Below are 15349 nucleotides of genomic sequence, written 5' to 3'. Positions count from 1 at the left end.
CACCTCTCTTTCTAAACAACACGCGAAACTCGCCCGCCCCTCATGACCCGAACTCTGATTTGGCGTTTCATCATGCGTTCAATTATGACATTTTCAGCTTGAGAGAGCTCAGCATCTTTCTCTTTTGCCAGTATCACCGTAACCCGGCCGCCTCCTATTTCTGCGAGGTGCAGCATATCTTCCGTTAACTGTCCCGTGACAACAACTTGATCAGCTTGGCGAACAGATGGCTTTCCCAGCTCTTCCCGTGCATATCGGCTTATCGGGTCTGCCGCATCACAATGAGCGATGGCTAAATGCCGAAGCATGTGCTTAAAATGCTGATCCCCTTCCTGAATAGGGAAAATGTTTTTTTCCTTTCCGATGGAAGCCAAGCCAGCGCCCTCGCCGTTTTTTAAAACAGAATGAAGAATCGAAGCTGTCACTGAAACGACCTCTTCGAATGCGTCTGAGGAAAAACGGTCCATCAGCAGAAACAGATTTTTGCTGCGAGAAGGCTCAAATTCCTTCGTCATCAGCTGGCTCCGCCGTGCAGATGTCTTCCAATCTAACGCAGCAAACCGGTCTCCCGGCTGATAAATCCGCACACTTGCTGCGACTGAGGAATGGTGCTCATGAATTGGAGAAGAACCGCTTACACCGTCTTCCTGATGCCTCTCATTCACCTGATAGGAAAAACGCTGATAGAATGGATAAACAAACAGGGTATCATCCAGCTCAAAAAATGCAGTTTTTTCAATCAAGCCAAGAACATCCCCGGTTCGCACCCTGACAGAATGAAAGTGATGCTCTCCGCGCGGTACCCGAGCTAATTCATACGACATCGTTATGCTCCGTTTAAACCAAGGAAAAACGAGCCGTTTGGCCGCGGCTCCGTCTCGATTTAATGACTCGATACCTTCTGGCAGGCAATCTTCAATCACCATATACATCAGGGGAAATGGCAGCTTTCTTCTCAGCGTAACCGTTACGCCCAGCCTGTCCCCCGCATGCAATTGTGTTTTATCCATTTGCCTTGAAGCCTGAAAAGAACGGAGCGGATACAAGGCCAACAGCCCGGCATACAAGACAAAAGGGAGAAACGCGTAAAACAAAAACCAGCTGACAAAGCCGCCCTGAAACATCGCATAAGAAAAAACAGCAGCCGTCAATAAAGTTAATATAATCAGCTTCCAACCATATACGAGCCATTGCCATTTCTTATTCATCAGCGGACCGACGACCTTTGAACCGGCACCTTCACAGCTGACATGATCTCCCTTACGATCGCTTCTGCCTGAATCCCTTCAAATTTTGCCTCAGGATGAAGCATCATCCGGTGCGGCAGCGTGAAAGGAGCTAAATATTGAATATCATCCGGTATGACATAGTCGCGATGATGCAGCAGCGCGTATGCCTGTGCCGCTTTCATGAGGGCGATTGAGCCGCGCGGACTGACGCCTAATTGAACAGAAGGATGCTGTCTCGTTTTCTGCACAATTTCAACGATATATTCCTTAATGCTGTCATCAGCACGGACATTTTGCACTTCCCTCTGTAAAAAGATGAAGTCTTCTTTTGCAATAACCGGCTCAAGCGTCTCAATCGGATGGCTTTTTTCCTGAAGAGATAAGACGTCAAGCTCTTCATTAAAGGACGGATAACCCATCCGAAGTTTGAATAAAAACCGGTCAAGCTGGGCTTCCGGCAAAGGATAGGTTCCTTCATATTCGACCGGGTTTTGCGTTGCCATCACAAAAAACGGATCGGCAAGCTGCATCGTATGGCCATCTACCGTGACGCTCCCCTCTTCCATCGCTTCGAGCAAAGCCGACTGTGTCTTCGGAGAGGTACGGTTGATTTCATCGGCCAGCACGATATTTCCCATAATCGGGCCGGGACGATATTCAAATTCCATCGTTTTCGCATTATAGATAGATACCCCTGTTACATCAGATGGCAGCAAATCCGGAGTGAATTGGATTCTTTTGAAATCAGCGCCGATTGACTTTGCCAGCGCGCGGACCATCATCGTTTTTCCGACTCCGGGTACATCCTCAAGCAGCACATGCCCTTTGGCAAGAAGGGCTGCTAAGCTGAGTATGGCGATGTCTCGTTTTCCAACCATTACTCTATTAATATGTTCAACTGCTTTCCCCAGCAAAGGATGCAGGTCTTCTTGATATGCCATTCTTTTCCTCCTAATCATCTACAAAATTCATCATAATGTAACCTAACTTTACCACAAAAAGCAATCTGTATAAAAAAACGATTCTAGCAAATTGTTTCCAATAAAGCTGGCCAAAACACACAAAAAAGCTTCCTGTGGCAGGAAGCTCAATTATTTGTGTTCTAAAGGCTCCATATGAACATGCGAATAATCAATCGCATGCTCCTCCTTCATTCTCCGCTCAATTTCATTGGCTATATCGTGGCTTTCCGTAATATTTAAATCTGCCGATACCTCAACCACCACATCAACATGAACCGTACTGCCCAAGTATCTTGCTTTTATGTCTTTTAAACGGCTCACACCGGAGATTTTTTCGATTGTCTGTTTATAAGCGGAAATGTCCTTTATGTCGAATCCATCTGTCAAAGAGTGAGATGACTCTTTAAAGATATCCCATGCGGTCTTGCAAATAAGCAGACCGATCACAAACGCAGTGACCGTATCAATCCAAGCAAGATGGAATTGAGCAGCTACAATGCCGATAAATGTGCCGATACTGACGAATGCGTCTGATTTATTATCAGCAGCCGCAGCAAGGAGCGCCTGGCTCTTCACCTTTTTGGCCAGCCTTTTATTGTACCGGTAAACGATCAGCATCAGGACTGCCCCGCCCGCTGCCGTCCAAGCCGCAATCATATCCGGCGTCTCTTGTTTAGCAGAAAAAATAGATTCTCCGGCGCTGAACAGCACTTGCAGGCCGACAACCATCATAATAAACGATGCGATAAGCGATGCAATCGTTTCCGCTCGAAAGTGGCCGTATGGATGATCTTCGTCAGGAGGCTTTTGAGAGATGCGCAGGCCAATCAGCACAGCAACAGAAGCAATAATGTCAGTTGTGTTATTTAATCCGTCTGCCGTAAGTGCTTCCGAGTGAAAAAGATAACCGATGATCAGTTTAATTGCGGAAAGAACTAGATACGCGGCAATGCTGACCAGCGCTCCGGATTCTCCCTTTTTCAGTTCATCATATCTCTCCATACAAAACCTCCTCCCCGCTCACATTTTCCTATTATTATCTTACAAAGCTGATCCGCAGTGGGTCTACAGAAACATGATTCACCCGCCACAGAAAAATAGTGACGATGGAACACTTTTTCTCTCATCCAATTTATTTGCTCCGCCAAAAAGCCCATCAGATCCAATAATACCAGCACTTCTCGCATTCTATCGAATTGTAAATAGTACACAAAATCACACAGCAAATAAAAAACGAAACATTTTTTCCACACATTCGCTGAAAGCGCAAACAAAACACTACAAATTTGAAATAAGCTGGTATATTTTCTTACACGAATTTTCGACAAACTGTATATTTATGATAGAGTTTCAATTATCATAATATTCAGTAATGATTGCATTTTAAAAGGAGGTAACTTATGAACCAGTCTCAATCAGGATTAAAAAAGGAATTAAAGACCCGCCATATGACAATGATTTCGATTGCCGGTGTAATCGGAGCCGGCCTATTTGTAGGCAGCGGTTCAGTGATTCACTCGACCGGTCCGGGTGCCGTTGTTTCTTACGCGTTAGCCGGATTATTGGTGATTTTTATTATGAGAATGCTCGGTGAGATGTCTGCCGTAAACCCGACGAGCGGATCGTTTTCTCAATACGCTCACGACGCCATCGGACCGTGGGCAGGATTTACAATCGGCTGGCTGTACTGGTTTTTCTGGGTGATCGTCATCGCGATCGAAGCCATTGCCGGTGCTGGCATTATTCAATACTGGTTCCATGATATTCCGCTGTGGCTGACAAGTTTGATCTTGACCATTGTGCTCACCCTGACAAACGTCTACTCCGTTAAGTCTTTCGGTGAGTTTGAATATTGGTTCTCCCTCATTAAAGTTGTGACTATCATTGCTTTTCTAATCGTTGGTTTTGCCTTTATTTTTGGCTTTGCACCGGGCAGTGAGCCAGTCGGTTTTTCGAATCTTACAGGCAAAGGCGGATTTTTCCCGGAGGGCATCAGCTCCGTATTGCTCGGCATTGTCGTTGTCATCTTCTCTTTTATGGGAACTGAAATCGTTGCCATTGCAGCAGGGGAAACATCCAACCCGATCGAATCTGTGACAAAAGCCACCAGATCCGTTGTATGGCGCATCATCGTCTTTTACGTGGGCTCAATCGCCATTGTCGTGGCGCTGTTGCCATGGAATTCAGCAAATATTTTAGAAAGCCCTTTCGTCGCTGTACTTGAGCATATAGGAGTGCCCGCAGCCGCACAGATTATGAACTTTATCGTCCTCACAGCCGTACTCTCTTGCCTGAATTCAGGTTTGTACACCACATCCAGAATGCTGTATTCACTTGCAGAAAGAAACGAAGCGCCGCGCCGTTTTATGAAATTGAGCAAAAAAGGCGTTCCCGTACAAGCCATTGTGGCCGGGACATTTTTCTCTTATATCGCGGTCGTAATGAACTATTTTTCACCGGATACCGTCTTTTTATTCTTAGTCAACTCATCAGGCGCAATCGCTTTACTCGTCTATCTTGTCATCGCAGTTTCCCAGCTGAAAATGCGGAAAAAACTCGAAAAAACAAACCCAGAAGCATTGAAGATCAAAATGTGGCTCTTCCCTTTCCTAACCTACTTGACCATCCTCGCCATTTGCGGAATTTTAGTGTCCATGGCGTTTATTGATTCCATGAGAGACGAGCTGCTGCTGACAGGCGTCATCACGGGAATCGTTCTGATTTCTTACCTTGTGTTCAGAAAACGCAAGGTGAGCGAGAAAGCGGCTGCCAACCCAGTCACACAGCAGCAGCCCGATATCCTGCCTTAATGCTGATCAAATCCTAAACGGCCTGCCGTTTAGGATTTAGTTATTTTCTTCTTCGGGCGGGCTGCAGCACGAAGATTTTTTGTAACCATCACGTCCTTATTGTCATTAACTATAGTACCAATTTGGAAAATTTAGATAAGGACAGATGAAAATGACACTTGAAAAATTTGTGGATGCTCTCCCAATCCCAGATACACTAAAGCCAGTACAGCAATCAAAAGAAAAAACATACTACGAAGTCACCATGGAGGAATGCACCCATCAGCTCCATCGCGATCTCCCTCCAACCCGCCTGTGGGGCTACAACGGCTTATTTCCGGGGCCGACCATTGAGGTTAAAAGAAATGAAAACGTATATGTAAAATGGATGAATAACCTACCTTCCACGCATTTCCTTCCGATTGATCACACCATTCATCACAGTGACAGCCAGCATGAAGAGCCCGAGGTAAAGACTGTTGTTCATTTACACGGCGGCGTCACGCCAGATGACAGTGACGGGTATCCCGAGGCTTGGTTTTCCAAAGACTTTGAACAAACAGGACCTTATTTCAAAAGAGAGGTTTATCATTATCCAAACCAGCAGCGCGGGGCTATATTGTGGTATCACGATCACGCCATGGCGCTCACCAGGCTAAATGTCTATGCCGGACTTGTCGGTGCTTATATCATTCATGACCCAAAGGAAAAACGCTTAAAACTGCCTTCAGACGAATACGATGTGCCGCTTCTTATCACAGACCGCACGATCAATGAGGACGGTTCTTTGTTTTATCCGAGCGCACCGGAAAACCCTTCTCCGTCACTGCCTAATCCTTCAATCGTTCCGGCTTTTTGCGGAGAAACCATACTCGTCAACGGGAAGGTATGGCCATACTTGGAGGTCGAGCCAAGGAAATACCGATTCCGTGTCATCAACGCCTCCAATACAAGAACCTATAATCTGTCACTCGATAATGGCGGAGAGTTTATTCAGGTTGGTTCAGATGGAGGGCTCCTGCCGCGATCTGTTAAACTGAATTCTTTCAGCCTTGCGCCTGCTGAACGTTATGATATCATCATTGACTTCACAGCATATGAAGGAGAATCGATCATTTTGGCAAACAGCGCGGGCTGCGGCGGTGACGTCAATCCTGAAACAGATGCGAATATCATGCAATTCAGAGTCACAAAACCATTGGCACAAAAAGACGAAAGCAGAAAGCCGAAGTACCTCGCCTCATACCCTTCGGTACAGCATGAAAGAATACAAAACATCAGAACGTTAAAACTGGCAGGCACCCAGGACGAATACGGCAGACCCGTCCTTCTGCTTAATAACAAACGCTGGCACGATCCCGTCACAGAAGCACCAAAAGTCGGCACTACTGAAATATGGTCCATTATCAACCCGACACGCGGAACACATCCGATCCACCTGCATCTAGTCTCCTTCCGTGTATTAGACCGGCGGCCGTTTGATATCGCCCGTTATCAAGAAAGCGGGGAATTGTCCTATACCGGTCCGGCTGTCCCGCCGCCGCCAAGTGAAAAGGGCTGGAAAGACACCATTCAAGCGCATGCAGGTGAAGTCCTGAGAATCGCGGCGACATTCGGTCCGTACAGCGGACGATACGTATGGCATTGCCATATTCTAGAGCATGAAGACTATGACATGATGAGACCGATGGATATAACAGATCCCCATAAATAATCCGACAAACTTGCCTCTAGCAGGCAAGTTTTTTCTTTATGAAACCTTTGGCCCTATTTATCGTATTACGTAAAAACAGCAAAAAGGAGCTGCTTTTTATGCTGACACACAACCTACATGAAAAAATAAAGCAATACATTTCCATTTATGCTGAATTAAAATCAAAATTAAAATGGAAAGTTTCACACGATCAGATATTAATGCTCATTTCTTCTGCATATATTGTGAATAAAAGAGAGTTTGATTTTCAGCGCTTTTATGATTTGAGCAGCTATATCAAATCAAACATCGGCAGCTTCTCAACACTCAATTCACACCACCGCTTTACTGCTGCATCTATTCTGGACATTCATTTTCAGCATGAGGCAAAACAAACATTTCATACTTTTATCGATGTATACAATGAAATGGTGAAGCTAGGATATAAGCGGGATATGTTCACATACCTTTCCGCTCTGATCTTGCTCACCGGCAAATCTGAAACGACAAACCAAAAAGAACAGATGAACATGGGGCTAGCAGTTTATCAGCAGATGAAGAAAAATCATTATTTCCTCACTTCAACTCAGAATGTTCCGCTTGCCGTACTGCTTGGAGAAAACGGAGAAGGTTTGCAGGCGCTACAGAAGGCGGAAACATGCTATCAGCTGCTGGCAGCCAACGGCTTTAAAAAAGGACAGTACTTACATCAGGTCAGCCATATTCTGGCCTTGCAAAGTGAAAAAGAGCCCGAAATGCTTGTTTCAGCTTGCAAACAGATATATCAATCAATCACTGATGTCAAAAAACCAAAGGATTATCATTATCCAGACCTTGCTCTCCTCACATTTCTGGAAGAGCCAGATATCAAAACCGTTTTGTGCATCACTGACGAATTAAACCAGGAAAAAGCTTTTAAATGGCAAAAGGAAATGAATTTTAAAATTGCTGTCAGCCTCTATCTCAGTGAGCATATGGAGAAAAATCTGCTGATGGAATCAGGACTATACACCGCTATTGAAACAGCCATTCAAGCGCAGCAGGCAGCCGTGACAGCTGCCATCATCAGCTCAACAGCAGCCAGCCATATTCATGATGGAAACTAAAGGAGGAGAAACATGCCATACATCACATTAGAAGATCAGACACGCCTTTACTATGAAACACACGGGAGCGGGACGCCGATCCTGTTTATACATGGGGTGCTGATGAGCGGACAATTTTTCCACAAACAATTTTCGGCGCTTTCTGCCAATTATCAATGTATTCGTCTTGATCTTAGAGGACACGGCGAATCTGACAAAGTGCTTCACGGCCACACCATTTCCCAATATGCCCGTGACATAAGGGAATTTCTAAATGCAATGGAGCTTGACCATGTCATTCTTGCCGGCTGGTCAATGGGCGCTTTTGTCGTATGGGATTATCTCAATCAATTTGGGAATGATAACATTCAAGCCGCTGTGATCATCGATCAATCCGCTTCCGACTATCAATGGGAGGGCTGGGAACACGGTCCATTTGATTTTGACGGCTTAAAAACAGCGATGCACGCCATTCAAACTGACCCGCTGCCTTTCTACGAAAGCTTCATCCAGAATATGTTCGCAGAACCGCCTGCCGAGACCGAAACAGAATGGATGCTGGCAGAAATCCTCAAACAGCCGGCTGCCATTTCTAGCACGATTTTATTTAACCAAACGGCCGCTGATTACCGGGGCACCCTCCAAAACATCAATGTGCCGACATTGCTGTGCTTCGGGGAAGACAAGAAATTTTTCTCTACAGCAGCTGGGGAACACTTGCGCAGCAATATTCCAAACGCGACACTCGTTACCTTTCCTAAAAGCAGCCATTGCCCGTTTTTAGAAGAGCCAGATGCTTTTAACAGCACACTCCTCTCCTTTTTAGATGGGGTTATTGGAAAGTCATAAAGAAAAAGGAATTAGGAGATTAGGGAAAAGTATGAGACAATAAGAAGTGTGCAGTAAAATACATGAGGGAAGAAGTGACTTTATGTCTTACTATAACAAACGAAATCAAGAACCGCTGCCAAAAGAAGATGTGAGTACTTGGGAATGCACAAAAGAAGACTGTAATGGCTGGACCCGAAAAAACTTCGCCAGCAGTGATACGCCATTGTGCCCTTTATGCGGAAGTAAAATGGTCGACGGCATCCGTTCATTAGTGAATCTCCAAAACAACAGCCAAACGAAAACAAGCTAGTTCTTCCCTATAACAAATGCAGTCTCCTGCAAGCAAACAAACCCCGAACGGAGACAAAATTCTATATTTCAGAATAAAAGCCTCTCATTGCAAGAGGCCAAATACGAAGAAAGAAGCCCAAAACTGTAAACGTTTAGGGCTTTTTTGTCTGTTTTAATGGTATAATATGGATATAAGAGGAGGGATAACGTGATCTCAAACCAGCAGCAAAAAGACTTGAAAAAAAGAGCTGCGTTCAAAAAGCTGAATGTTGCAATGAACTTCTATGTTGAACTTCTGTTTTTGTCGGTCCCTCTGATTCATATCTTTAAATGGCTCGGATCATTAGCCCTGCACCTCATCCATTAAAAAAGCCACTCAGCTCATGCCGAGTGGTCTTTATTAGTTAATCACAGAAAAGCTGTTGATGATGCCGTTCGGATTTTCCCATACTTTTTTGAAGGTCTTATTTTCAAGGCTATAGGAATAAATCGTCCGCACCTTAGCTTCACGCCCTGTTTCGTCCTTCAGCTTTTTAGCCCCCTTGGCTTCGGCAAGAAAATAAATGTTCTTCCCATCCTTAGAAAACTGAGGCTGTGCGTCAATTAACAGCTTAAATGATTTCTGATTTGAGATGATGCTTTCATATTTTTTCGTATCCGCATTGAGCATTTGAATAGAAGCGGTTTGCTCCGTTCCTTTTTGCGTATATGATGTGAATAAAATACGTTTATCATCATCAGAAACAGCAATATCGCTGATAAATTGGTTCAGGCTTTTCAGCTCATTAAATTTATGTTGACGGCCTTCCGCAAAATGAATCGTTGTCGGTTCAGGGTCGATGCCCTTTTCGTTTGCTTCATCTGTTTTCTTGTAGTCTTCTTCTACAGAATAATGAAGCAATGCAAATGAATCGTTTTTTTGGTTATAAAAGAAGCTGCTGACGGTGTTATCCTGATCATTAGCGGCAGGATAAAGATTTTTGTACTTTTTCGTTTTCAGATCAAAAGCGGCGATCCGAAAATTGCTTTCGTCCGCTTTTCCTAAGCGGAAATAGATGGTTGAACGGTCCTTTGATAAAAACAAACTGTCCGCACTCTCCGCGCCTTTATAAAGCACCGTCTTTTTATTAGACTTTAGATCCAGTTTAAAAAGCCTCATTTCATTCTGTTCATTATTGCCCGTATAATAGAGCACCTGCTGTTTTTGATCCAAGGCAAATGCCGGATAGCTGGTCAGCTTCTCCTCATGGATCACCTTGTCATTTTCATAATACTTTGTCAGCAGATCCGTATCTGTAATTGAAACCAGCAGCTCATCACCGCTTTCGGTATTGACTGAAACATCAGCAGCCTTCTCATGGCCTTTATCCTTTGCCACATAAAACGCAACCCCCGCGCCAGCTGCCGCTATTATCACTGCTAACAATAATATGATTCTTTTTTTCATCTTTTATCTCCACCAATAGAAAAAGCAAGAATGTGACTTCTTGCTTTCCAGATTATATATGTACATTAATAGCTGTAATGCCCCGCTACTTTACCTTTGCTTAATGGATATCCAAGCGCTTTAAACGCTTTAGGGCTAACATCCAGCACTGCATTAGGCATTCTGCCAACATCATTTTTATAAACCGTAATCACTTTTTTAGGCTTCGCTTTTGCATAAGCTCTGATTTTTGTCCCGTTTCTAGGAACATCAAATCCGATTTTGGTCGCACAATCCCAATGTCCAAGTTTCTTACCTGAAGAGCCTTTTTTCCCGACTCCATTATACCAAGTAATATTTCCGTTCACATGTTTCGCACTGGCATCTGATGAAAAACTAAAAGCTCCCAAAGTACTTCCTACTAAGATAAAAGCGGCTAAAATGACTTTCTTCAACATTTCGTCCCCCTGTTTGTTAACATCTAGGAAGATTATACACGATCAACCAGCTATTTTTTATTTCAATATCCTTACAGTAATGTTACAAAGTCAAAAAAGTTACCTCTGTTAAATTAAACCATGGAAGATTATCCTATTATAATAGCAGTATTAGCGTTATAATTATTGATAGAGTAGTTGTCGCATTCAATATGAACGAACCATTACCGTATTGTTCAAACCAAATTCATAGCTATGTAAACGATTGATACTCTCATATAAAGAAAAAAGAGTGTGCGAGACCCTTTTTTCTTCAAAGTTTCTTTTTTCAAAAAAACGTAGATTATATTATATAAAAATTTCATTTCTTTTTTGGTTTTAAAAATGGCGATTTTGTGAACAGTTCATATTGACCGGTGCGGAATTACTCACATCAAAAGCTATAGGAGTGGTAATCCATGAAGGCAGCAAGATGGCATAACCAAAAGGATATCCGTATTGAACATATCGAAGAGCCAAAAACGGAGCCGGGAAAAGTAAAGATCAAAGTCAAATGGTGCGGCATCTGCGGAAGTGATTTACACGAATATCTGGGCGGCCCGATCTTTATTCCGGTTGACAAACCGCACCCATTAACAAATGAAACGGCACCTGTCACAATGGGGCATGAATTCTCCGGTGAAGTTGTCGAAGTCGGAGAAGGCGTTGAAAATTATAAAGTTGGAGACCGCGTTGTAGTCGAGCCGATTTTTGCTACACACGGCCACCAAGGCGCCTACAACCTTGATGAACAAATGGGATTCCTCGGCTTAGCCGGCGGAGGCGGCGGTTTCTCTGAATACGTCTCTGTAGATGAAGAGCTTTTGTTCAAACTTCCTGATGAATTATCATATGAACAAGGCGCGCTCGTTGAACCTTCTGCAGTTGCTCTATACGCTGTCCGCTCAAGCAAACTCAAAGCAGGCGACAAAGCGGCTGTATTCGGCTGCGGCCCGATCGGACTTCTTGTCATTGAAGCGCTGAAGGCTGCCGGTGCAACTGATATTTACGCTGTTGAGCTTTCTCCTGAACGCCAGCAAAAAGCTGAGGAGCTTGGCGCGATCATCGTTGATCCGTCTAAAACAGACGATGTAGTCGCTGAGATTGCAGAACGTACAGGAGGCGGTGTTGACGTAGCATTCGAAGTCACGGGTGTCCCAGTGGTGTTACGACAAGCCATCCAGTCCACTACAATTGCCGGTGAAACCGTCATCGTCAGCATTTGGGAAAAAGGTGCTGAAATCCATCCGAACGATATCGTAATCAAAGAACGTACAGTAAAAGGAATTATCGGATACCGCGACATCTTCCCGGCTGTATTGTCATTAATGAAAGAAGGCTATTTCTCAGCCGACAAACTCGTAACGAAAAAAATCGTACTAGATGATTTGATCGAGGAAGGCTTCGGGGCTCTTATTAAAGAGAAAAGCCAAGTCAAAATCCTTGTCAGACCTAACTAATTTGAAACCAAAAAGAATCCGCACTCGGGTGCGGATTCTTTTTTTAATTATCCAATCACTTCAGCCCCAGAATCCTTCTTTGCCCCGCCGTGATCATAAGCGCGGAAGTTTTCCTCCAGTTGCTCAAGCGAAAGCCCTTTCGTTTCCGGCAAAAACCTCTTCACAAACAAGACAGAGCAAATTCCTAATCCAACGAAGATAAAGAACGTTGTGGACAGCCCGATGGCTGCCAGCAATATTGGAAACGTGAAACTGACTGCAAAATTCACCATCCACAGACAGAATACCGTAACACCCATTCCCAGTCCGCGAAGGCGAAGCGGGAAAATTTCAGATAGCATCAGCCAAGTCACTGGTGAAATGGCGCCCTGCTGAAAAGCAAGAAATGTGACCGTTAATGACAGGACTACATACGGAAGTGCCGGTGATCCTTCAAGTACAAGTGAGAATATCCCGATTAGCAATAACGCTGTTGTCGTACCGATCAAGCCTGTCATCAGCATCGGCCGGCGCCCCACTCTTCCCAGCAGCCAGATTCCGACGAATGTTGCCAATACCGAAATCACACCATTCGCAATATTTCCGATTAAAGCGGCTTCCGTTTGGAAACCGGAATTTCTTAGAATTTCAGTCCCATAATACATAATCGAATTCACACCTGTAATTTGCTGTACAATCGCAATCCCTAATCCAATAAACACAATACGGCGCACCCATGGGACTGAAAGATCTTTAAACGTCGCTTTTTCAAGCTGATCTTCTTTTTTGAAAGCGAATTCAATTTCTTGCAGCTCAGCTGCTGCCCGTTTTTCATCCCTGATTTTTTTCAATACACGTAAAGCATCTTCTTTTCTTCCTTTAGAAACAAGCCAGCGGGGACTCTCGGGCATTCTGATCATGCCGAAAAACAGGAACAAGGCTGGAAGTGACGCAATGACCAGCATAAACCTCCACACATGGGAGTTGTCTCCCATTGTTGTTCCAAGGATCGCATTAAAAACAAAGGCCAAAAGCTGTCCTGATACAATCATCAATTCGTTCTGCGTCACCATCCGTCCCCTGCTTTCCACAGGAGACATCTCTGCTAAATAGGCAGGCACCGTTACGGATGCACCCCCAACCGCAATACCGAGCACAAAACGGGAAATAATCATGACCGTAACATTTGGTGCAAACGTACACCCGATCGTTGAAATAAAAAATATAACAGCGAGGAACAAAATATTTTTGCGGCGGCCGTTAAAATCAGACATCCTGCCGCCAAACACAGCACCCAGTGCCGCTCCAAAAAGAAGTGAACTGGTGACAAGACCCTCTGTGAAGGCATTGAGATTAAGCTGATCCGGCTCTCCCATATACGGCAAAGCTCCATTGAGCACACCGGTATCATAGCCAAAAAGAAGCCCGCCGAAAGTGGAGACTAAAATAATTGTACGTAAAAATGACATTTGATTGCCTTGTTTATTCATACTGTTTCCCCCAGTCTTTTTCAAAATGCGTATGTCAAAAACTTATTCCAGGGCTGCTGCCTTCCTCACATTTCGTAAGCAGGCTTCAGAAAATAGTTGTTCATGTTTTTATCCAATAACCTCATAACCTTCCCTTCTTCTTAGCATGTCAATCCCGATGGAAGCGATTTCATTTCTCATTAAAAGAACAATGGTCATTTCTTTGTGCATAACCTCGTTCATTTGGTATTTATTAGTCACTTAATAGTTCAATTGTAGTGATGTTATAGTGACATTTTTGTTATATCTGATATTATCATAATTATAAAAACGCTTTCAGTCAATATAAATTTCTGAAAATTTTTTACTCTATAAAAGGAAAATCACCAATTCAAGGGGAAAATGAATGTTTTTCTTCATGAAAATGTGTGAATCAAGTCAAAAATCCTGTGATTTTCTGTTCATATCGAAAAATGAGTAAGTGTTGGGTAACTCCCACCTATTTTTCTCTGTAAAATCAAACATTCGTTCAATTGTTTCAGACTCAGGATAAAAGGAAATAGAGAAGAAAATAAAAGAAGGCTGACTTAAGGGAGGCAACCAAAATGAATGAGGGTTATATCATTACAGGCCTTTTATTATTGACAGCGGGGATGATTGATTTTTTATGGACCACGTTATGGTTAGAGAGCGGTGCCGGCCCGATCACAAGATGCCTGTCTGCCTGGCTGTGGAAGGGCTGCCGCAAAATCAGCGGTGACCACGCAAAGGTTCTAAGTATGGCTGGTCCTCTGCTGTTATGCCTGACGTTAGTGATATGGATCAGTCTATTTTGGAGCGGGTGGGTTTTGATTTACTCGAGTGACCCTCACTCACTTATGGAATCTCAATCAAAAGAACCGGCTTCCTGGTCAGACCGAATTTATTTTTCCGGCTATGTCATGTTTACATTAGGAAATGGCGACCTCGCTCCGAACGGAGGCCTATGGAAGCTTGTCACGATTATTGAAACAGCTCAAGGACTGCTTACCATCACGTTTTCTGTCACGTATTTGATTTCCGTCTTGAGTGCGGTTAATCAAAAACGCTCCTTTGCCCAAAGTGTATTAAGTCTAGGGCATGACGGAACAGAAATCGTCCATAATGCATGGAATGGCAAAGATTTTCACGACATTGATTTTCTTCTTGTCGCTGCCTCATCAGAGCTGGGAAAGCTGACCGCTCAGCATAACGCCTTCCCCATCCTTCATTTTTACCACAGTACGCAGCATCAGGAATCATCCATTATAGCTGTTGCTGTATTGGATGAGGCTCTAACCATTTTCAAATACGGAATTCCTGAACAATATCAGCCGAATCAGCTTCATATCAAAGAAGCGCGCTCAAGTATCAAAAACTACCTGGATACCGTTCATACTGCCTATATCCATCCTGCAGAACAAGCGCCGCCGGAACCAGACATCTCAAAGCTTCAACAATCAGGCATACCGGCTTTATCAAAGCAAACATTTCAAATTGCCGTCAATTCAATAAAGGAACGTCGTCAATTGCTGCTGGGAATTATCCAAGCGGGTGCTCGAAAATGGCCTGTTCAGGAGCAAGCAATAGGTAACGCTTATTCTCCTAAATAAAAAAGTCCGGAATGTCTGATCACTCCGG

Annotated in this window: 15 protein-coding genes; 9 read left to right on the top strand and 6 right to left on the bottom strand. The window is 43.9% G+C overall.

All coding sequences use genetic code 11. The features are described from left to right. Positions 1-11 precede the first annotated feature (11 nt). The 3 genes from M1D65_RS03455 to mneS all read right to left on the bottom strand — a co-directional run bounded on the left by M1D65_RS03455 (position 12) and on the right by mneS (position 3193). Positions 12-1208: a DUF58 domain-containing protein gene (locus M1D65_RS03455; RefSeq protein ID WP_456270770.1), complete on the bottom strand. Its 1197-nt coding sequence runs from the start codon at positions 1206-1208 to the stop codon at positions 12-14. Then, positions 1208-2170, bottom strand: coding sequence for an AAA family ATPase (locus M1D65_RS03450; RefSeq protein ID WP_064671850.1), 963 nt, complete (start codon positions 2168-2170; stop codon positions 1208-1210). The genes M1D65_RS03455 and M1D65_RS03450 overlap by 1 nt, the downstream gene beginning before the upstream one ends. A gap of 150 nt (positions 2171-2320) precedes the next feature. Continuing rightward, entirely contained in the window at positions 2321-3193 is an 873-nt protein-coding gene (mneS, locus tag M1D65_RS03445; protein WP_015382984.1) for a manganese transporter MneS, read from the bottom strand. Positions 3194-3266: 73 nt separating this feature from the next. Here mneS and M1D65_RS03440 point away from each other — a divergent pair, with 73 nt between their 5' ends. The 7 genes from M1D65_RS03440 (at position 3267) to M1D65_RS03410 (ending at position 9247) form a co-directional block, all read left to right on the top strand. Next, on the top strand, positions 3267-3554 hold the full coding sequence (locus M1D65_RS03440) for a hypothetical protein (RefSeq protein ID WP_064671848.1): 288 nt from the start codon (positions 3267-3269) through the stop codon (positions 3552-3554). Positions 3555-3591: 37 nt separating this feature from the next. Then, on the top strand, positions 3592-5001 hold the full coding sequence (gene gabP, locus M1D65_RS03435; RefSeq protein ID WP_014479049.1) for a GABA permease: 1410 nt from the start codon (positions 3592-3594) through the stop codon (positions 4999-5001). Between the two features lie 151 nt (positions 5002-5152). After that, on the top strand, positions 5153-6694 hold the full coding sequence (gene cotA, locus M1D65_RS03430; protein WP_029317398.1) for an outer spore coat copper-dependent laccase CotA: 1542 nt from the start codon (positions 5153-5155) through the stop codon (positions 6692-6694). A gap of 98 nt (positions 6695-6792) precedes the next feature. After that, positions 6793-7779: a DUF4003 domain-containing protein gene (locus M1D65_RS03425; RefSeq protein ID WP_456270769.1), complete on the top strand. Its 987-nt coding sequence runs from the start codon at positions 6793-6795 to the stop codon at positions 7777-7779. A 12-nt stretch (positions 7780-7791) separates the two neighbouring features. Then, a complete protein-coding gene (locus M1D65_RS03420) occupies positions 7792-8607 on the top strand; it encodes an alpha/beta fold hydrolase (RefSeq protein ID WP_038827716.1) in 816 nt (271 codons plus the stop codon). A gap of 82 nt (positions 8608-8689) precedes the next feature. Next, the gene (locus M1D65_RS03415) at positions 8690-8899 is read left to right on the top strand and encodes a cold-shock protein (protein WP_003234008.1); all 210 of its coding nucleotides are present in this window, start codon (positions 8690-8692) and stop codon (positions 8897-8899) included. Between the two features lie 189 nt (positions 8900-9088). Continuing rightward, complete coding sequence (locus M1D65_RS03410; protein WP_015382979.1) at positions 9089-9247, top strand: hypothetical protein; 159 nt, start codon at positions 9089-9091, stop codon at positions 9245-9247. 33 nt (positions 9248-9280) lie between these two features. Here the strand turns inward: M1D65_RS03410 and M1D65_RS03405 are convergent, their stop codons facing one another. Together M1D65_RS03405 and walM are read right to left on the bottom strand one after the other, a co-directional pair. After that, positions 9281-10327: a PD40 domain-containing protein gene (locus tag M1D65_RS03405; RefSeq protein ID WP_032726739.1), complete on the bottom strand. Its 1047-nt coding sequence runs from the start codon at positions 10325-10327 to the stop codon at positions 9281-9283. A gap of 65 nt (positions 10328-10392) precedes the next feature. Beyond that, positions 10393-10764: a cell wall metabolism protein WalM gene (walM, locus tag M1D65_RS03400; protein ID WP_003234013.1), complete on the bottom strand. Its 372-nt coding sequence runs from the start codon at positions 10762-10764 to the stop codon at positions 10393-10395. A gap of 437 nt (positions 10765-11201) precedes the next feature. On the opposite strand from walM, the gene bdhA reads away from it, so the two are divergent. Continuing rightward, a complete protein-coding gene (gene bdhA / locus M1D65_RS03395) occupies positions 11202-12242 on the top strand; it encodes a (R,R)-butanediol dehydrogenase (RefSeq protein ID WP_003234015.1) in 1041 nt (346 codons plus the stop codon). Between the two features lie 47 nt (positions 12243-12289). Here the strand turns inward: bdhA and iolT are convergent, their stop codons facing one another. Continuing rightward, positions 12290-13711 (bottom strand): myo-inositol transporter IolT, encoded by a 1422-nt coding sequence (gene iolT / locus M1D65_RS03390; protein WP_021481323.1) that lies wholly within the window; start codon positions 13709-13711, stop codon positions 12290-12292. Between the two features lie 584 nt (positions 13712-14295). On the opposite strand from iolT, the gene M1D65_RS03385 reads away from it, so the two are divergent. Then, positions 14296-15321 (top strand): potassium channel family protein, encoded by a 1026-nt coding sequence (locus tag M1D65_RS03385; RefSeq protein ID WP_456270768.1) that lies wholly within the window; start codon positions 14296-14298, stop codon positions 15319-15321. The last annotated feature ends 28 nt before the right edge of the window (positions 15322-15349 follow it).

Source organism: Bacillus sp. JZ39 (genome assembly GCF_053903145.1).
This window is presented reverse-complemented; position numbering and strand designations above follow the sequence as displayed.